This is a genomic window from Xanthobacter sp. AM11, assembly GCF_047444035.1.
Taxonomy (GTDB): domain Bacteria; phylum Pseudomonadota; class Alphaproteobacteria; order Rhizobiales; family Xanthobacteraceae; genus Xanthobacter.
In genome coordinates this window covers 3,568,768-3,588,205 of record NZ_JBLAOA010000001.1, presented here as the reverse complement: position 1 = coordinate 3,588,205, position 19,438 = coordinate 3,568,768, and the positions used below count along the sequence as shown (strand labels likewise).

General features: G+C 70.2%; 14 protein-coding genes. 10 read left to right on the top strand and 4 right to left on the bottom strand.

Annotated features, from left to right (window positions below):
* Positions 1-57: 57 nt before the first annotated feature.
* From ACI7BZ_RS16440 to ACI7BZ_RS16420, 5 genes are all read left to right on the top strand, one after another.
* On the top strand, positions 58-1,446 hold the full coding sequence (locus tag ACI7BZ_RS16440; RefSeq protein WP_414118237.1) for a TolC family outer membrane protein: 1,389 nt from the start codon (positions 58-60) through the stop codon (positions 1,444-1,446).
* 185 nt (positions 1,447-1,631) lie between these two features.
* A complete protein-coding gene (locus ACI7BZ_RS16435; protein WP_414118236.1) occupies positions 1,632-2,624 on the top strand; it encodes a DUF2497 domain-containing protein in 993 nt (330 codons plus the stop codon).
* Between the two features lie 349 nt (positions 2,625-2,973).
* Positions 2,974-5,760: a valine--tRNA ligase gene (locus ACI7BZ_RS16430; RefSeq protein WP_414118235.1), complete on the top strand. Its 2,787-nt coding sequence runs from the start codon at positions 2,974-2,976 to the stop codon at positions 5,758-5,760.
* Positions 5,760-6,575 (top strand): DUF2459 domain-containing protein, encoded by an 816-nt coding sequence (locus tag ACI7BZ_RS16425; protein WP_414118234.1) that lies wholly within the window; start codon positions 5,760-5,762, stop codon positions 6,573-6,575. Before ACI7BZ_RS16430 ends, ACI7BZ_RS16425 begins: the two co-directional genes overlap by 1 nt.
* A 680-nt stretch (positions 6,576-7,255) precedes the next feature.
* Entirely contained in the window at positions 7,256-8,077 is an 822-nt protein-coding gene (locus ACI7BZ_RS16420; RefSeq protein WP_414118233.1) for a tetratricopeptide repeat protein, read from the top strand.
* 225 nt (positions 8,078-8,302) lie between these two features.
* Here ACI7BZ_RS16420 and ACI7BZ_RS16415 read toward each other — a convergent pair whose 3' ends face one another.
* Positions 8,303-8,746 carry a GFA family protein gene (locus ACI7BZ_RS16415; protein ID WP_414118232.1) on the bottom strand — a complete coding sequence of 148 codons (444 nt, stop codon included), beginning with the start codon at positions 8,744-8,746 and terminating at the stop codon, positions 8,303-8,305.
* Positions 8,747-8,772: 26 nt separating this feature from the next.
* Positions 8,773-9,561: an exodeoxyribonuclease III gene (gene xth / locus ACI7BZ_RS16410; RefSeq protein ID WP_414118231.1), complete on the bottom strand. Its 789-nt coding sequence runs from the start codon at positions 9,559-9,561 to the stop codon at positions 8,773-8,775.
* Positions 9,562-9,947: 386 nt separating this feature from the next.
* Here xth and ACI7BZ_RS16405 point away from each other — a divergent pair, with 386 nt between their 5' ends.
* Both ACI7BZ_RS16405 and ACI7BZ_RS16400 read left to right on the top strand, forming a co-directional pair.
* Entirely contained in the window at positions 9,948-11,354 is a 1,407-nt protein-coding gene (locus ACI7BZ_RS16405; RefSeq protein WP_414118230.1) for an MBOAT family O-acyltransferase, read from the top strand.
* Positions 11,355-11,368: 14 nt separating this feature from the next.
* The gene (locus tag ACI7BZ_RS16400; RefSeq protein WP_414118229.1) at positions 11,369-12,535 is read left to right on the top strand and encodes an alginate O-acetyltransferase AlgX-related protein; all 1,167 of its coding nucleotides are present in this window, start codon (positions 11,369-11,371) and stop codon (positions 12,533-12,535) included.
* A gap of 326 nt (positions 12,536-12,861) precedes the next feature.
* Here the strand turns inward: ACI7BZ_RS16400 and erpA are convergent, their stop codons facing one another.
* Complete coding sequence (gene erpA, locus ACI7BZ_RS16395; protein ID WP_414118228.1) at positions 12,862-13,236, bottom strand: iron-sulfur cluster insertion protein ErpA; 375 nt, start codon at positions 13,234-13,236, stop codon at positions 12,862-12,864.
* Between the two features lie 106 nt (positions 13,237-13,342).
* Between erpA and ACI7BZ_RS16390 the strand changes: the two genes are divergently transcribed.
* The 3 genes from ACI7BZ_RS16390 (at position 13,343) to ACI7BZ_RS16380 (ending at position 18,416) form a co-directional block, all read left to right on the top strand.
* A complete protein-coding gene (locus tag ACI7BZ_RS16390; RefSeq protein WP_414118227.1) occupies positions 13,343-14,548 on the top strand; it encodes a deoxyguanosinetriphosphate triphosphohydrolase in 1,206 nt (401 codons plus the stop codon).
* Positions 14,549-14,583: 35 nt separating this feature from the next.
* Entirely contained in the window at positions 14,584-16,344 is a 1,761-nt protein-coding gene (gene argS, locus ACI7BZ_RS16385; protein WP_414118226.1) for an arginine--tRNA ligase, read from the top strand.
* Positions 16,345-16,430: 86 nt separating this feature from the next.
* A complete protein-coding gene (locus ACI7BZ_RS16380) occupies positions 16,431-18,416 on the top strand; it encodes an SPOR domain-containing protein (protein WP_414118225.1) in 1,986 nt (661 codons plus the stop codon).
* A 63-nt stretch (positions 18,417-18,479) separates the two neighbouring features.
* Here ACI7BZ_RS16380 and ACI7BZ_RS16375 read toward each other — a convergent pair whose 3' ends face one another.
* On the bottom strand, positions 18,480-19,421 hold the full coding sequence (locus tag ACI7BZ_RS16375) for an ATP-binding protein (protein WP_414118224.1): 942 nt from the start codon (positions 19,419-19,421) through the stop codon (positions 18,480-18,482).
* Positions 19,422-19,438: the final 17 nt, after the last annotated feature.

Below are 19,438 nucleotides of genomic sequence, written 5' to 3'. Positions count from 1 at the left end.
CGCGCGGCAGCGTCAGGGCGGCAGTGCCGCATGGCCGCGTCGGATCGGGAGACCTAAATGTCGGTTGCCACGCGCATTCGCCGAACTGGTTTTGCTCTTCTGGCGGGGGCCGGCATCGTCTCTCTCTCTGTGGGAGGCGCGGGCGCCCAGTCGCTCGATGTGGCGCTGGCCCAGGCCTATGTGAACAATCCATCCCTGAATTCGCAGCGCGCCGGCACGCGCGCGGTGGATGAGACGGTGCCCCAGGCGCTGTCGGGCTACCGGCCCACCCTCGCCGCCACCGCTTCCGCGGGCACCGAATATGGCCGCGCCGATTCCGGTGGCCAGCGGACCAGCGGCGGCCTGTGGCCGCGCGCGTTCGCCCTTACCGCGACGCAGACCATCTTCAACGGCTTCGTCACCGCCAACCAGACCCGCAACGCCGAATCGCAGGTGCGCGGCTCGCGGGAAACCCTGCGCAACACCGAGCAGACGGTGATGCTCAATGCGGTGACCGCCTATATGAACGTGATCCAGGCGATCGCGCTCCTCGACCTGCAGCGGCAAAGCCTCGCCGCCTTCGAGCAGGAATTGCGCGCCACCCGCGATCGCTTCAACGTGGGCGAGGTGACCCGCACCGACGTGGCCCAGGCCGAGGCCCGGGTGGCGGATGCCCAGTATCAGGTGAGCCAGGCGGTGGCCAACCTGTCGTCGGCCCGCGCGGTCTACCGTCAGGTGATCGGCGTGGAGCCGGGCAAGCTCTCCACCCCCCCGTCCATCGAGCGGGTGCTGCCCGGCAGCCTCGACCGGGTGATCTCCACCGGCCTCAACCACCACCCTGCGGTGAAGGCGTCCGAATTCGCCGTGGACGCCGCCATGTTCCAGGTGAAGGTGGCCGAGGGCGGCCTGATGCCCAGCCTGAACGTGCAGGGCCAGCTCTCCCAGTCCTACGACCAGTCCTTCTCGGTGGATGCGCAGGGCGGGGCAGCGGTGTCGCTCAACCTGTCTGTGCCGATCTACCAGGGCGGCGTGGAGTACGCCAACATCCGCCAGGCCAAGGAACTGCTCTCGCAGGCCCGGATCGAGGTGGACGTGAACCGCGATACCATCCGCGCCCAGGCGGTGCAGTTCTGGGGCGCGCTGGAGGCTGCCAAGGCGCAGATCCAGGCGGCGCAGGCGGCGGTGGCCGCCAACACCCTCGCCCTGGAAGGCGTGCGCGAGGAATGGCGGGTGGGCCAGCGCACCACCACCGACGTGCTGAACGCGCAGCGCGACCTCACCAATTCCCAATCGGCGCTGGTTGTGGCGCAGCGCGACCGGGTGGTGGCGGCCTATTCGCTCATCTCCATCATCGGCCGGCTGGATGCCGTGGCGCTGGGGCTGAAGGTGAACGTCTATAATCCGGTGGTGCACTATAATCAGGTGCGCGACAGCTGGGCGGGCGTGCGCACGCCGGACGGAAAGTAGTCCGGTACAAATAATCCCGCGCACAGGTGCCGCAGGCACTATTGCAGCCCCGAGCGGCAATGCCATACTTCCCATGGAAATGGCGATTCTGACGCCCAGCTCCGCGTTTTGCTGCGGTGGTCTGTCGGGTCGTGTTCGGCCGAGGTCTGACCATGGCTGCGAGCCCAAAAGTGCAAGAGCCTTCGATGGAAGAAATCCTGGCCTCGATTCGCCGCATCATGGCGGATGACGAGCTGCCCATGCCGCCCCGGCGTCCTGCCGTGGTGCCGCCGCCCCCGCATCGCTATGGCGGGGATGCAGCCGCGGATGCGGCTCGCTATGGCGAGCCGGCGGCGCCTCCGCCGCGCCGTCCGGCCCCTCCCATGGCCGATGACGGGCGCGGAATGCCGGAAGATCAGGTGGCCGAAGAGGGGCACCGTCCCGCACGCCATGCGGCCGGGCCTTCCCAGCGTCCGCTGCCGCCCGAATCCGTGGCCCGCCCCCAGCCGCCCGAAGGCCGGATGCGCCCCGTCGCGCCGGAAGGTGCGCCCCGCGCCCCGCGTCCCGTGCCGCCGGCCGGCGAGGAGGAGCGCCCGCCCGTGCGGGAGGTGCGGTCCCCCCAGCCTGCCGCCCGCCCCAAGGCCTATCGCGCGCCACCCGAGGATGCGCATCGCCCCGGGCCGGAGGCGGACATTCAGGGTTTCGAGGACGAGTTCGCGCGCACCGTGCGCCCGCTCCGCGACGAGGTGGAGCGCAACGGCGCGTTGCAGGATCTGGAGGCGGCCATGCGCGCAGCCCAGGCGGATGAGATGGCTGCCGCGCCCCGCGCCGCTGCCCCCGCCTTCAAGCCGCGCCCCGCGGCGCCCTCGCCCGCCCGCTCTGCCGATTGGGCGCAGTCCGATCGGGATGCGCCGGAATCGCCCGCTGCCACACCGGCCCGTGACGCCGCGCCCCGGCCGCACCGCGAGGATGGCCCGCGCCGGCGCGACCTGCTCTCGCCCGGCGTTGACGCCGCGGTGGCCGCGGCCTTCCAGTCCCTCGGCGATGCCGTGCTGCCGCATAAGGAGCGCACCATCGAGGATCTGGTGAAGGAAATCCTGCGCCCTATGCTGAAGGACTGGCTGGACCAGCGCCTGCCCGGCATCGTGGAAGGCCTGGTGCGTGCGGAGATCGAGCGGGTGACCCGCCAGGGTCGCTGAGCCGTCGCCGGAAGAAGCGGCAGAATCCGCACCGGCAGGCGCAGCGGGGACCCAACGCGCGAGGCCTCGCGGCCCGAAAAAGGTGGGGCGAAGGGGTCCGGTTGGGCCGCCCGCCCCATGCGGCGCGCATCCCGGCCAAGTGCGCGCGGGCCGCGCCGCCTCCCGCCCGCCTTCAGGCCAACCGGCCTCAAATTCCGGGCCGGGCCACGCCGGCGGAGCCCCGCGTGTTGACGCAACCCCCGCCATGCGGCTTTAACGCCCGCTGACCTTTCCCGTCCGGAGCGGACGCGGAGCCGGGGCGTGGCGCGCCGCGCTGCCCCTGGCCGAGCGCATCCGCGGAGCCACCTTCATGCTGGAAAAAGTGTTCGATCCCGCCGCCGTGGAACAGCGCATCGCCGCCGCCTGGGACGCGGCCGGCGCCTTTCGCTGCGGCCGCCCCGAGCGCAAGGACGCGGAAGGCTATTCCATCGTCATTCCGCCGCCCAACGTCACCGGCTCCCTGCACATGGGCCACGCACTCAACAACACGTTGCAGGATGTGCTGGCGCGGTTCGAGCGCATGCGCGGCAAGGATGTGCTGTGGCAGCCCGGAACCGACCATGCGGGCATCGCCACCCAGATGGTGGTGGAACGCCAGCTCGCCGCCCAGAAGTTGCCCGGCCGCCGCGACATGGGCCGCGCTGCTTTCATTGAAAAGGTGTGGGCATGGAAGGCCGAATCGGGCGGCACCATCGTCAACCAGCTGAAGAAGCTGGGCGCCTCCTGCGACTGGTCGCGCGAGCGCTTCACCATGGACGAGGGCCTCAGCCGCGCCGTCCTCAAAGTGTTCGTGCAGCTCTATCGCGAGGGGCTGATCTACAAGGACAAGCGGCTCGTCAACTGGGACCCCAAGCTCATCACCGCCATCTCCGACCTGGAGGTCGTGCAGGTGGAGATGAAGGGAAATCTCTGGCACCTGCGCTATCCCATCGAGGGGGAGAAGGACCGCTTCATCGTCGTCGCCACCACCCGGCCCGAGACCATGCTGGGCGACACGGCAGTGGCGGTGCACCCGGAGGATGAGCGCTACCGCGACCTCATCGGCAAGCATGTGATCCTGCCGCTGGTGGGCCGTCGCATTCCCATCGTGGCCGATGAATATTCCGATCCCGACAAGGGGTCCGGCGCGGTGAAGATCACGCCCGCCCATGATTTCAATGACTTCGAGGTGGGCAAGCGGCACGGCCTGCGGATGATCAACGTGCTCGACGCGGAAGCGCGGATCGAACCCACCGGCATTCTCGACGATTATGCGGAACGCCCCGAGGCCTATGTGGATGCGCCCGACGCCGCCGGCGTGCTTTCGCACCTGAAGGGCATGGACCGCTTTGCCGCGCGCAAGCACATCGTGGAACTGCTTACCGCGTTGGAATTGCTGGAGAAGATCGAGCCGCACACCCATATGGTGCCGCACGGCGACCGCTCCGGCGTGGTCATCGAGCCGTGGCTGACCGACCAATGGTATGTGGACGCAAAAACCCTTGCAGAACCGGCACTTGCGGCCGTTCGCGAGGGCCGGACGGCCTTTGTTCCCAAGAATTGGGAGAAGACCTATTTCGAGTGGCTGGACAATATCCAGCCCTGGTGCATTTCCAGGCAATTGTGGTGGGGCCACCAGATTCCGGCCTGGTATGACCCGTTCGGCAACGTGTTCGTGGCCGAGGACGAGGACGGGGCCTTCGAGCAGGCATTGGCGCACAACGTTGGAAATGAAAGCCTTTCCACCGAGGACGCCGAGCTTTTGATGGCCGATGCCGACCGGCGCGCCCAGTTCCTCACCCGCGACGCGGACGTGCTGGACACCTGGTTCTCCTCCGCCCTTTGGCCCTTCTCCACCATGGGCTGGCCGGACGAGACCGCCGAACTCAAGAAGTTCTACCCGACTTCAGTTTTGGTGACGGGCTTCGACATCATCTTCTTCTGGGTCGCTCGGATGATGATGATGGGCCTGCATTTCATGGATGGCGAAGTGCCGTTCAAGGACGTCTACATCCACGCCCTCGTTCGTGACGAGAAGGGCGCGAAGATGTCGAAGTCGAAGGGCAACGTCATCGACCCCCTCGACCTGGTGGAGCAGTACGGGGCGGATGCCCTGCGCTTCACCCTGGCGGCCATGGCGGCGCAGGGGCGCGACATCAAGCTCGCCACCTCTCGGGTGGAGGGATACCGCAACTTCGCCACCAAGCTCTGGAACGCGGTGCGCTTCGCCCAGATGAACGGCTGCGTGCGGGTGGACGGCTTCGACCCGGCCAAGGTGGAGGGCACCCTCAACCGCTGGATCATCGGCGAGGCGGCCCGCGCCAGCGCCGAGGTGAGCGGCGCCATCCTGGCCTATCGCTTCAACGAGGCGGCCGGCGCCATCTACCGCTTCCTGTGGAACGTGGTGTGCGACTGGCACCTGGAGCTGGCCAAGCCCGTGCTCTCCGGCCCCGACGGCGCCGCCAAGGACGAGACGCGGGCGGCCACGGCCTATGTGCTGGACGTGGCCATGGCGCTGCTGCACCCCTTCATGCCCTTCCTCACCGAGGAGTTGTGGGCCGAGACCGGCAAGGATGGCCCGCCGCGTGCCAGCCTCCTGGCCCTCGCCCCCTGGCCGGACCTCGCGGGCCTGGAAGCCCCCGACGCCGAGGCCGAGGTGGGCTGGGTGGTGGACCTGGTGACCGAGATCCGTTCCGTCCGCGCCGAGATGAACGTTCCCGCCGGCGCCCAGGTGCCGCTGGTGCTGGTGGAGCCGGGCGAGGAGACGCGCGCCCGTGCCGCCGCATGGGACGATGCCCTGCGCCGCCTCGCCCGCCTCTCGCAGGTGGAGGTGGCCGCACAGGTGCCCGCCGAATCGGTGCAGATGGTGGTGCGCGGCGAAGTGGCGGCGCTGCCGCTGGCCGGCGTGGTGGACCTTGCCGCCGAGCTCGCCCGCCTCCGCAAGGAAGAGGGCAAGCTCGACCAGGAGGTGGCCCGCATCGACGCCAAGCTGGGCAACGAGAGCTTCGTCGCCCGCGCGCCGGAAGAGGTGGTGGAGGCCGAGCGCGAGAAGCGGGAGGAATATCTCCACCGCAAGGAAAAGGTCCGCGCCGCCATCACCCAGCTTTCCGGCGGCTGATGGGTCGCGCCGGCCCCCTGCGCCTGCGGACGCTTGTGGCCGGCGTCGCCGGGGGGCTCGGCGTCCTGCTCCTGCTCGCCCTCCTTGTGGTGATGGCCACGGACCTGCCGGGGCGGGGCCATCGGCCTGTCGGGGTGGAAGGGGCCGTGGACGGTGCGGCGGCCGTGCCGGTGTTGGTGGTGGATCACGGCTACCACGCCGGCCTTGTGCTGCCCCGGGCGGCGCTGGCGGCGCGGGCGGCGGCTCTCGGCCTGCCGCGCCTCTCGGCGGTGGCCGGCCGCTTCGTGGCCTATGACTGGCTGGAAATCGGCTGGGGCGACGAGGGCTTCTACCGCAATGTGCCTTACCTTTCGGCCCTGACCCTGCCGGAGGCACTGCGGGCGCTGTTCGCGCCCGGCAATCCCTCCGTGCTGCATGTGATGGGGGGCGTGGGCGCGCCGCGGTCGGTGTTCGCGGGGTCGGACATGGTGCGCCTCGCGCTGGACCGCGACGGCCTCGACGCCCTCGCCCGCGGCATCGAGGCGACGCTGGAGCCGGGTCTGGCCCCGCGGGATCGGCGCGGCGATTCACACGGGGCCGCGAAGCCCCCTTCATCCGACAGGTTGCAGGACGCCCCGCAGGAGCTGGGTCCCGGCCTCTATGGCCCCAGCCTGTTCTTCCGCGCCGCCGGCGCCTATCACCTCACGCGCAATTGCAACCACTGGGTGGCTCGTCTGTTGAACGGTGCCGGCCTGCCGATGTCCCTTGCGGCCGCCACCGTTTCGGCCGGGCTGATGGCGGACCTGCGCTGGCGAAGCGGGGCGGCCGCGCCGTGAGGCGGCGATGCCCCGGCCCCGGGATGGCCCCATAGCATTCTGATGTAACGTTGTTTTCCTCTGGCTGGCCCGGCCCCGGCGGCGCTCGGCGGCATGCCGCCTTTTCGGCCCGCGCCCCCGTCCGGCCCATCAAAAGCATGTGACGGCAAAGTCACACCAGAGCCGTTTCCGGCGCGGCGGGACCGGGCCGGCCCCCGACGCCGCGAAGCCGCCACAAAACGTCACGAAACCAGATGAAACGCGCGGCGGTGAGCGTACTCGGAAAGTGTTTCCGGCCGTCGTGCTCGAGGTGGGTCCTGATGGACGGACGTTGCATCGCACAGGGCATCGCGCCGGGGGGCGCCGCGGGACGGCACCTGAAGGGGCGCCGTTCGTATTTTCCGCAGCTGCGCGGCCCGCAGGCGGCGGAGCTTTCGGCCGCCGGGCGGCCTGTTGCCGCCGCCGATACCTCAATGGCCGAAACCGCCATCGCGCAAACGTGCCGGGCAGAGCCGGCGCGCGCCATGGAACGCCAAAGAGAGGCCGCGGCTCGGCCTTGCCTCGGCCCCGATATTGCCGCCGCGTCTCACTACGTTGCCGGCACGATGACCTTCAGGGCAACCATAGCAGATTGGAATGGGGCGCCGGCCCGCCGCCGTGCGGTGCGCCCGCGCGCCATACACCGCCTTTCGGCGCAGGTGATGGCGGGCCTCGTGGGCATGTGCCTTGCCGCGCCGCTTGCCGGCGCCTTCGATGGCAGCACCCAGCCCGCCCAGCCGCTCACGCCGCCGGCCAATGTGCCTCTGGCGCCCACGGTGCGCCCGGTGGACGAGGCGTTCCGCACCGGGGCGCAGGCCATCCGCGCCGGGCAGACCGCCAAGGGCATCGACGCCCTCGGCTATGCCGCCGCCCAGGGCCATGCCATGGCCCAGTGGAAGCTCGCCCGCATCTATGCCGACGGTGACGGGGTGAAGCGCGACGACGCCAAGGCGTTCGACTATTTCTCCAAGATCGCCAACACCCATGCCGAAGATTATCCCGGCACGGCGCAATCGCGGTTCGTGGCCAATGCCTTCGTGGCCCTGGGCTCCTATTACCTCGTCGGCATTCCCTCCGCGGGGGTGAAGCGCGACCCGATCCGCGCGCGGGCCATGTTCTCTTATGCCGCGTCCTATTTCGGCGATGCGGACGGCCAATACCAGCTCGCCCGGCTCTATCTCGACGGCGTGGGCGGCCCGCGGGATGCGCGCAATGCCGGGCGCTGGCTCACCCTGGCCGCGCAGAAGGGGCAGTTCGAGGCGCAGGCCATGCTGGGCCGGCTGCTGTTCAAGGGCGATGAGGGCGTGCCGCGGCAGGGCGCACGGGGCCTCATGTGGCTCACCGTCGCCCGCGACTCGGCCTCCCGTCCCGAGGACAAATGGGTGGTCTCCGCCTATGAGGACGCCTTTTCCGAAGCCACCACCGACGAGCGCGCGCTGGCGCTGACCTATCTGGAAGGCTGGCTGAAGACCGCCAAGCGGTAGAGTGCTCTGCGCCGCAGGTGCGCAGAAGCCCCGTCTCTCATGGAAAGAGACGGTTTCGGTCCGGGGCGCCCGCTGCGCCTGAATCCGGCGCATGGAACGAAGCGTCGCTTCCCCCATCCCGCCGTCCCGCGTCAGTGGGCGAGGGTGCCCCGCGGCACCCGGTTGCCTCCCCCGTTTCCAGGCCGAGACATGGCCTGCCACGGCTCCGGCGCGCGCCCGTCCGCATCAGGGCGGCGGGCCGTCGGCCTCCGCTGCGTGGCGGGGCAGGGCGGCGCCGAGCCCTTCGGTCATGGCCAGCGCGGTCTGTGTCCAGATGTGATGGGTGGGGCGAACCTGGTCGGGGTCGTCCAGGGTGCCCAGCGTCACATCCACCTGCGCTTCCTGCGCCATGTCGAACACCAGCGGGCTGCCGCAGGCGCCGCAGAAGAAGCGCGCGACCCCGGGGGACGAGGAGAAACGCTGCGGCGTGCCCTGCGTCACCTCAAGGTCGGCCCGCTCGACGCTGGCCCACGGCAGGGCAGCGGAGCCCGATGCGCGCCGGCACATGGTGCAATGGCACCAATAGGCGCTGGCGAGGCGGGCGATGCGGTAGCGAATCCGTCCGCACAGGCAGCCGCCGGTCAGCGGGCCGCCGGCCGGCGGGCGGGCAGTGTTCGCCGCATGCTCCATGTTCGGCTCCGTATCCGGGGGCGCCTTCAGGCGGCGATGGCGAAGTCGGCCCAGACGGGCACGTGGTCGGACGGCTTTTCCCAGGCCCGCACATGCTTGTCGATGCCGGTGGCGATGAGCCGGTCCGCCGCCTGCGGCGACAGCAGGAGGTGATCAATGCGAATCCCGTTGTCGCGCTGCCACGCCCCGGCCTGGTAATCCCAGAAGCTATAGAGCCGCCCGCGATCGGAGGTGGCGCGCACCGCGTCGGTGAGGCCGAGATGGGTCAGCGCCCGGAAGGCGCTGCGGGTCTTGGGCAGGAACAAAGCATCGCCGGCCCAGGCGGCAGGGTCGGCCGCATCCCGCGGCTCGGGAATCACATTGAAGTCGCCGGCGAGGATCAAGGGCTCCTCCAGCGCCAGCCGGTCGGCCGCAAACGCCCGCAGGCGCTCCATGAAGCCGAGCTTGTAGGGATATTTCTCCGTGTCCGGCGGGTTGCCGTTGGGCAGATAGAGGCAGGCGACCCGCACCACGCCGCCCTTCACCGAAACCACCGCCTCGATGAAGCGCGCCTGCACGTCGCCGTCGTCGCCGGCCAGGCCGTGGGTGACATCCTCCAGCGGCAGGCGCGAGAGCAGGGCCACGCCGTTGAAGCCCTTCTGGCCGTGGACGGTCACATTGTAGCCCAGCGCCTCGAACGCTGCCGCGGGGAAGGCCTCGGTCTGGCACTTGATTTCCTGGAGGCACACCACGTCCGGCCGGGTCTCCTCCAGCCAGCGCACCGCATGGTCCAGCCGCTGGCGGATGGAATTGACGTTCCAGGTGGCGATGCGCATGGGCGGGCTCCTTCGGCCGGGGAGGATACGCGCGCGCGGGCCGGAGGCAATGGCGCGGGGCGGTTTTGGCGCATCATGCCACCGGCGGGAAATCCGTGGCGGCGGCGGTCGCGGGCCGGTTTGAAAACGAGCGGGGCGACCTGGTGCGGTTCCGAACCCTCTCCCGCGTGCGGGGGAGGGCAGGGAGGGGGAAGCGGTGCCTGCCTCCCGGCGCCGGAGGCAGGCGGCGAGGGCCACCCCCTCCCCACCCCTCCCCCGCACGCGGGAGAGGGAGCTTCGGCGCCGCCCTGTTTCCAAACCGACCCACGCCCGCGGCGGTCCAAGGGTTGCGGCGCGGGGCAAAGAGTGGCAGGAACGCGGCCTGCTCCCCAACGGCGGCGTGTGGAATGACGTTCGCGTCCATCGAGTTTCTCTTCTATTTCTTTCCGCTGTTCCTGGTCGCTTACTTCTCCGCGAAGACGATCTCGACGCGGAACTATATCTTTCTTGCCTTTTCGCTGGTCTTCTATGCGGCGGGATATACGCCGCACATCATCATTCTCCTGGCGTCGGTGGCGGTGAACTTCTTCCTCGCCAAGGCCATTGATGCCCGCGCGGGCGACGCGCGGCGGCGCATGCTGGTCTATGGGGTGGTGTTCAACCTGACCTTGCTGGGCGTCTTCAAATACACCGGCTTCCTGATGGAGAACCTCAACACCCTCCTGGAGCCGGCGGGCCTTGCGCTGCCGCTGCCGAAGATCTCCCTGCCGCTGGGCATCTCCTTTTATTCCTTCCACGCCATTTCCTATCTGGCGGACATCTTCAAGCGGAAGGTCAGCGCCAATCGCGATCCGGCGCAGTTCGCCCTCTACATGTGCATGTTCCCGCAGCTGGTGGCCGGCCCCATCGTGCGCTACGCCACGGTGGCCCGGCAGCTCTCGCAGCGGCGCGTCACTCTGGGCCGCTTCTCGGCGGGGGCGCGGCTGTTCGCCATCGGCCTCGGCTGGAAGGTGCTGATCGCCGACGAGGTGGCGCGGCTGGTGGACGGGGTGTTCGACACCACCACCCACCCCACCTTCGTTGAGGCCTGGCTTGGGCTTTATGCCTATACGGTGCAGATCTATTTCGATTTCGCCGGCTATTCCACCATGGCCGTGGGCCTGGGCGTGATGGTGGGCTTCGTGCTGCCGCGGAACTTCCGCCTGCCCTATACGGCGCGCTCCATCACCGATTTCTGGCGGCGCTGGCACATGAGCCTGTCCGCCTTCCTGCGCGACTATCTCTACATCCCCCTGGGCGGCAACCGGCGCGGGGAGATGCGCACCTATGTGAACCTCTCCATCGTCTTCCTCCTGTGCGGCCTGTGGCACGGGGCGAGCTGGAACTTCGTCATCTGGGGCGCCCATCACGGCGCCTTCCTCATCATCGAGCGGGCCTTCCTCGGCCGCTGGCTGAAGCGGGCGCCGGGGGCGGTGGGGCACCTTTATGCCGTGCTGGTGGTGATGCTGGGCTGGGTGTGGTTCCGCGCCGACAGCCTGCCGGGCGCCCTCGACCTGTTCGGCGGCCTTGCGGGCCTCAACGGCTTCAGCCGCGCCTCCCTGGCGCTGGGCTTCGGCCTCACTCCGCTGGCCATCGCCGCGCTGGTGGCGGGCGGGCTCATCGGCTTCTTCCGCTGGCCGCGCTGGAAGGCGCTGGCGGGGGAGGGGGCGCTGGCGACGGCGGCGGACTTCGCCCTGGTGGCGGCGCTCATGCTGGCCAGCATCGCCTGGGTCGGGGGCACCACCTCCACCCCGTTCCTGTATTACCGGTTCTGAGGCAGGGGGATGGCATGACACTTCTTGCGCGTCACCGCCGCTACCTGGGCGTGATGTTCGCCGGCCTGTTCGGCTTCCTGCTCCTGTCCAACCTCATTCCCGATCCCCTGGCGCGGGGGGAGTGGCGGGTGAAGGTGCCGGCCGACTTCAGCTGGGACCGCAAGCTGAACTATTGGTTCCGCAACATCGGCACCTATGTGCAGGACAATTTCGGCTTCCGCGCCACCTTGCCGGTGCTGCGGCGGGACGTGCGCGCCGCCCTCGCCTCGCCGGACAGCCGGCCCTTCTATGCCGGGCGCGACGGCCAGCTGTTCTGGGGGCGCGAGCAGGCGCCGCCGCAATCGGCGGGGGCGCTGGTGCGCTTTGCCAATGTGGAGCGCTTCGTGGCCATGGTGGGCGAGATGCAGCGGGTGCTGGCGCCGCTGGGAACACGCATCGTGGTGGCGATCCCGCCCAATGCCCAGTCGGTGGAGCTGGAGGCGCTGCCCGCCTGGACCGACGCTTTGGCCTATCCCGTCACCGAATACGACCTTGCCCTCAACGGGCTGAAGGCCGAGGGCGTCGCCACGGTGGACCTGCGCGCCGTGCTGCGGCAGAGCCCGCGGCCGCGCTATCTGCTCACCGACACCCATTGGAACAACCGCTCCAGCGTCCTGGCCTTCAATGCGGTGATGGTGGCAGCGGGGCACCCCGGCTGGCAGGTGGACCCGGGGCAGGTGGTGGGCGCGCTGCAGGATGCGCCGCGGGGCGACCTGTTGCGCTCCATGCGCATGCCGCCCGAGGTGAAGGAGGAGAATTTCCGCCTCGAAATCCCCGATCGCTCGGCGCGGCCGCGGCCCGATCCGGCGCTGGGAAGCCGCAACGAGCACGTGGCCTTCAAATCGGTGGTGCGCGACTTTGCCGCCACCGGCCAGCGGGTGCTGATCATGGGCGATTCCTTCACGGCGGTGACCTGGCCACGGCTGTTCGTGAATGCCGACGTGAGCGCGGTGGGCTGGATGCACGCCTCCGCCAAGGTGACCGGCAATTGCGATTTCAATTTCGACGACGTGCGCCGCTTCCGCCCCGACCTTTTGATCATCGCCCGCACCGAGCGCTTCTTCCCCTGCTATGGCGACGACTGGCCGACGGGCCTGCCCCGGCCCTGGACCCGTGCCGTGCCGCGCAACGTCGCGCCGTGACAGGGGCGGCGCCCGCGTCCGGGGCGAACCCGGGGTGAGCCTGGGGCGAGCGCGGGGCGAAGGGGGGGGCGGTGCGAAGGCGCCCGGGAGCGCGCGCCGGCCGGCAAGGCAGCAAGCGGCGAGGCAGCGATAGCCAAGGCAAAGCCGGGCTGGCGTCAGCCTTCCGGCTCAAAGCGCCGCGGGCTCACACCCACGCGACGGCGCCGCCGGTCCGGCGCACGCCACGCAGCCGCAGGCCCGGGGGCAAGGACGGCGCGCGGGAAGGACGTCGCGCGGCTTGGCCGGCAGGCAGCGGGACCCGTCCCGCCGTCGGCCGTGCCCGGTGCTCAGACGGCGAAGCTGGACCCGCAGCCGCACTTGGCGGTGGCCTGCGGATTGGAAATCTTGAAGGCGGAGCCCATCAGGTCCGCCTTGTAGTCGAGCTGGGAGCCCTTGATGTAGTCGAGCGAGATGCGATCGACCACGATCTTGGCGCCTTCCTTCTCGATCACAAGGTCGTCCTCACCCTGCTCGCGCGTGACGTCGTATTTGTAGGAGAAACCCGAGCAGCCGCCGCCCTCCACGCTGAGGCGCAGGAAGGTGCCTTCCGGCTCGGAGGAGAGAATCTGGCCGATGCGGCGGGCGGCCGCGTCGGTGACGGCGAAATCCACTTCCAGCGCCGGGACGTCGGAAGCCTGAGACGATGCGAGTGTTGTGTCCATGGTATCGACTTTACGAATTGAAGCTGGCAATGGCCCTTAAGGTAAGGCCGACGGCGCCTGAGTTAAAGGGCCGGGCCGGCGAAAAGGCACGAGGGGGAGGACAGGCATGGCGGTTTCAGGCGCAAGGCCCCGTGTTTCCTGGGCCTGCGATCCCGACCATGTGCGCGGCCGGCTGGTGTTCGAGCCGGATGCGCCGCCCCGCAGCCCGTTCCGCCGCGATTGCGACCGCATCATCCATTCCACTGCTTTCCGCCGGCTGAAGCACAAGACCCAGGTGTTCGTCTTCAACGAGGGCGACCATTACCGCACCCGCCTCACCCACACGCTGGAGGTGGTGCAGGTGGCGCGCTCCATCGCCCGGGCTCTGGGGCTCGACGAGGACCTGGCCGAGGCGCTGGCCCTCGCCCACGATCTCGGCCACCCGCCCTTCGCCCATGCGGGCGAGCGGGCGCTGGACGCCTGCATGGCCGGGCAGGGCGGGTTCGACCACAACGCCCAGTCGCTGCGGGTGGTGACGCGCATCGAGCGGCGCTATGCGGAGTTCGACGGGCTGAACCTCACCTGGGAAACCCTGGAAGGCATCGCCAAGCACAATGGCCCGCTCACCGACCGGGCGGGCCGGGGCATCGGCCGCTATAGCGACGGCCTGCCCCATGCCATCCTCGCCCATTCCGCTTTGCAGGACCTGGAATTGTGGAGCCACGCCTCGGCCGAGGCGCAGGTGGCCGCCATCTCCGACGACATCGCCTATGACGTGCACGATTTCGACGACGGGCTGCGGGCCGGCCTGTTCACCCTGGACGATCTGGCCGACCTGCCGCTGGTGGGCGAGGCCATCAGCGACGTGCGCGCCCGCTATCCCGGCCTCGGCATGGCCCGCACGGTGAACGAGGTGTTCCGCCGCGTCATCACCCGCCTCATCGAGGATGTGGTGGCGGAAAGCGCGCGCCGGGCGCAGGAGGCCGGGGTGGGCAGCGCGCAGGAGGTGCGGGCGCTGGGCCAGGCGGTGGTCGCCTTTTCCCCGGCCATGGCGCAGAAGGAGAAGGCGGTGAAGGGCTTCCTCTTCCCGCGCATGTACCGGCACGCCCGCATCAACCGCATCATGGCCGACGCGCAGCAGGTGGTGCGCGACCTGTTCGGCCATTTCCTCGCCACGCCCAGGGACATGCCGCCCTCCTGGCATACCGATGTGGACAGCCTGGACGGCGAGCGCCTGGCGCGCCGGGTGGCGGACTACATTGCCGGCATGACCGACCGCTACGCCCTCGACCAGCACGCCCGCTTCTTTGACTCGACGCCGGACTTGCGATAGGCGCCCCGGCAACCAACCCGATCGGACCTTCCCCCATGAACGTCTACGCGATCTTCGCCGATCACGTGCGCGAAGCCGTCGCCGCCCTCGTCGCCGAGGGGCTCATCACCCGGGACCTCGACCTCTCCCGCGTGGTGGTGGAGCCGCCGCGCGACGCCAGCCACGGCGACCTTGCCACCAACGCCGCCATGGTGCTGGCGAAGGAGGCGGGCCTGAAGCCGCGCGAACTGGCGGACCACATCGCCGCCCGGCTGCGGGCGGTCGCCGGCGTCACACGGGTGGACGTGGCCGGCCCCGGCTTCATCAACATCGCCCTCGATCCCGGCTTCTGGCCGCAGGTGCTGGCCGCCGTGCTGCGGCAGGGGCTGGAGTTCGGCCGCTCCGGCTTCGGCGCGGGCGAGGCGGTGAATGTGGAATATGTCTCCGCCAACCCCACCGGCCCCATGCACGTGGGCCACTGCCGGGGCGCGGTGTTCGGCGATGCGCTGGCGCGCCTGCTGGATTTCGCCGGCTTTGCCGTGACCAAGGAGTATTACATCAACGACGCCGGCGCGCAGGTGGACGTGCTGGCCCGCTCCGCCTTCCTGCGCTACCGCGAGGCGCTGGGGGAGGCCGTGGGCGAGGTGCCCGAGGGGCTCTATCCCGGCGACTATCTGGTGCCGGTGGGCCAGGCGCTCGCCGCCGCCCACGGGCCGGCGCTGAAGGCCATGGCGGAGGCGCAATGGCTGCCGCTGGTGCGCGCCTTCGCCATCGACGCCATGATGGTGATGATCCGCGAGGACCTGGAGGCCCTGGGCATCTGCTTCGACGTGTTCTTCTCCGAGCGCTCCCTCTCCACCGGGGCGGTGGACCGCGTGGGCGCCACCATCGAGGCGCTGCGCGCCTCCGGCGAGGTCTATGAGGGCCGCCTGCCGCCGCCCAAGGGCGCGCCCATCGAGGATTGGGAAGACCGCGAGCAGACCCTGTTCCGCTCCACCGATTTCGGCGACGACGTGGACCGTCCGCTGAAGAAGTCCGACGGCAGCTACACCTATTTTGCCGGCGACATCGCCTATCACAAGGACAAGGTGGACCGCGGCTTCCTCAAGATGATCGACGTGTGGGGCGCCGACCATGGCGGCTATGTGAAGCGCATGCAGGCGGCGGTGAAGGCGGTATCCGCCGGCCGGGCGGCGCTGGACGTGGAGCTGATCCAGCTGGTGCGGCTGTTCCGCGCGGGCGAGCCGGTGCGCATGTCCAAGCGGGCGGGATCGTTCGTGACCCTGCGCGAGGTGGTGGACGAGGTGGGGCGCGACGCGGTGCGCTTCATGATGCTGTTCCGCAAGAACGACGCGCCGCTGGACTTCGACCTTGCCAAGGTGATCGAGCAGTCGCGAGAGAATCCGGTCTATTACGTGCAGTATGCGCACGCCCGCACCAAGTCGATCCTGCGCAACGCGGCCGAGGAGTTCCCCGACCTGCCGATGGAGGCCGGCGCCTTCGCCGACGCCCCCCTCGCCCGGCTGGACGACGAAGGGGAAATCGCGGTGCTGCGCCGGCTCTCCGCCTGGCCGCGGCTGGTGGAGCAGGCGGCGGCGGCGCGCGAGCCGCACCGGATCTCGTTCTTTTTGCATGAATTGGCGGGGGAGTTTCACGGCCATTGGAACCGTGGAAAAGACTTGCCACATTTACGCTTCATTATGGAGAATGATCGAGAGTTGACTTCGGCTCGCCTGGCTCTGGTGCATGGCGTGGCCATGGTCCTCGCCTCGGGTCTGAAGGTTCTGGGGGTGGAGGCCGTAGACGAGATGACGTGATCGCTCGCCCCGAGGCCCTCCGGACAGGGCGGTTGAGCCCGGTTCCGGACCGGCCAGGCGGGCGACGGACAACACATCGAGGCGACATGGGCGACGAAAGCAGGTTCCGCTACCGGCGTGATGATGGTGCCGCGGAGGGCGCGGCACGCCAGCGCAGCGGCACGTCGCCTGCGACTGGCGGCGATCGCGACGGCGATCCCCTGGTTGAGCTTGCCCGCCTCATCGGCGAGCAGGACCCCTTCGACGATTTCTCCGCCCTGGAGCCCGAGCCGGCTCCCCGGCCCGACCCGCGCCGCCCGGCGGCCGCGCCGCGCTATGCGGCCCCCGCCGCGCCGGCCCTGCGCCAGATCGAGCCGCGCCAGATCGACCCACGTGGCGCGGACCCGCGTCTGGCGGACCCCCGCTTTGCCGATCCCCGCGCGGCCGATCCCCGCGCCGCCGATCCGCGGGTTGCGGCCCGCGCTCCGGTGCGCCCGGCGCCGGCCCCTGCGCCGAGCGAATATTATGACGACGAGGAGGAGGACGATGCCGCCCCGGCCGCTTCCGCCCCGGCCGCTCCCGTCTCCTGGCAGGCGCCGTCGCGCACCGCCGCGGCCCGGGCGCCGGAGCCGGTTCGGCAGCCGGCCGTTCCCGCCCGCTTCACGCCGCCCCCGGTTCCCGCACCCACCGGCTATGGGGCGGCCCGCGGCCGTGCCGCCGCGCCGGCGGTTCCCGCGGCCGTAAGCCAGCCCGATGCCACCGTGCGGCTGGGCTATGGCTCCCTGGCGCGCCAGCAGGCCGCCGCCCGCCCGTCGCCCGTGGCACCGCCCCGCGCCCCGGCGGAAGACGATTACGAGGACGACGACACCTACGCCCAGCCCCGCACGGCCCCCGGCCGCGCGGCGCCGGACTATGATCGCCGCGCCCAGGATGAGCGCAGCTACGACCCGCGCGGCCGACAGGACCCGCGCTATGCGGCCGACGACGCCTATGACGATGGCGCCGCCGATGACCGGGCCTACGACGACCGGACCTACGACGACCGCGCTTACGACGATCGCGCGCCCCGCGCCGCGCCGGCCCGCTCCACAGGCAGCCGCCCGCAGGACGCCCGCGGCTATGCGGCGGACGAGGACGAGGCCGCCTACGCCTATTCCGCCGCCCGGCGGGATGACGATTACGACGATTACGACGACAGCTACGATCCCGAATACGGCGAAGACGGCTACATGCCTCCCCACGGGGAGGAGGTTTACGACCAGGAGCCGCGCAAGCGCAAAGGCCGCATGGCGCTGCTGCTGGGCATCTCGGTGCTGGGCCTGCTGGTGGCCGGCGTGGCCGGCGTGTTCGCCTACAACATGGCCGTGGGCAAGCCGGGCCTGTTGACCGGCAGCAGCACGCCGCCGGTGATCAAGGCCGATTCCACCCCCGCAAAGATCGCCTCGCCCGCGCCGTCGCCGGCCGCGGACAGCCAGCAGAAGCTCATCTACGACCGGGTGGGCGCCACCTCCGCCGCCAATGAACGGGTGGTCCCGCGGGAGGAGCAGCCGGTGGATGTCACCTCCGCCGTCTCCCGCACCGCCGCTTATGCCCCTGCCGATCCCACCGCGGCGCCTGCGTCGGTCGCCGCCCCGGCCGGAGCGGCCGGCGCGACCGAGCCCAAGAAGGTTCGCACCCTGAGCGTGCGGGCCGATGGCACCGTCGCTTCCGGCGGCACCGGGGTTTCGGCCTATGCCGCCAGCCCCTCGGCCGCGCCGAGCCTGGCCGATCCTGCGGCCGCGATCCAGCTTCCGCCTGCCGCCCCGGTCCAGACGGCCGCCGCCACCCCGGCCCCGGCGGCCACCGGCTCCTATGTGGTGCAGGTGGCCTCGCAGCGGTCCGAGGCCGACGCTTTGGGCTCCTGGAAGGTGCTTCAGCAGCGCTACCCGAACATTCTGGGCAGCTACAAGGCGAACGTGAAGCGGGCCGATCTCGGCGACAAGGGCATTTATTACCGCGCCCAGGTGGGCCCCTTCGCCACCCGCGACCAGGCGAACGAATTGTGCCAGTCCCTGCGCGCCCAGGGCGGCGACTGCGTCATCACCAAGAACTGACGCGGGCGGGCCTGAGCCCGCTCCAAATGCCAAAGGGCCGCCCATTGGGCGGCCCTTTCCATGTCACGCCGCCTTCAGCGGCACGCCGAGGCGCCCGGCGAGCTCCTGGACGAACTGGAAGGCGGTGCGGCCGGAGCGGGCGCCGCGGGTGGTGGCCCATTCCAGCGCCTGCGGGCGCCACTCGGCTTCGGTGGCGGGCAAGGCGTGGTGGGCCACATAGGCCGCCACCATGGCGAGATATTCGTCCTGGCTGCATTTGTGGAAGCCCAGCCACAGGCCGAAGCGATCGGAGAGGGACACCTTCTCCTCCACCGCCTCGCCGGGGTTGATGGCGGTGGAGCGCTCGTTCTCCATCATGTCGCGCGGCAGCAGGTGGCGGCGGTTGGAGGTGGCGTAGAAGATCACATTCTCCGGGCGCCCCTCAATGCCGCCTTCCAGCACCGCCTTCAGCGACTTGTAGGAGGTGTCGTCGGCATCGAACGACAGGTCGTCGCAGAACACGATGAAGCGGTGGGCCGAGGCGCGCACCAGCCCCATCAGCACCGGCAGGGTCTCGATGTCCTCGCGGTGGATCTCCACCAGCTTCAGCCGCGGCGGCGCGGCGGCGAGGTCGCGGTTGACGCGGGCATGGGCGGCCTTCACCAGCGAGCTTTTGCCCATGCCGCGGGCGCCCCACAGCAGCGCATTGTTGGCCGGCAGGCCGCGGGCGAAGCGCTGGGTGTTCTCCACCAATTGGTCGCGCACCCGGTCGATGCCCTGGAGAAGGTCCATCTCCACCCGGTTCACCCGCGGTACCGGCTCGAAGCGGGCGGGGTCGGTGTGCCACACGAAGGCGTCCGCGGCGTCGAAATCCGGCGTGGCCGGTGCGGCAGGCGCGAGGCGCTCCAGAGCGGCGGCGATGCGGTGGAGCACGGCGAAGGTGGCGGGTCCGCCGTCCAAGTTCTGGCGTTCATCCCGGCGTTCATCCCGGCGTTCGTCCCGGCGTTCGTCCTGGCGGTCTTGCATGATGGTCCTCCCGGTCG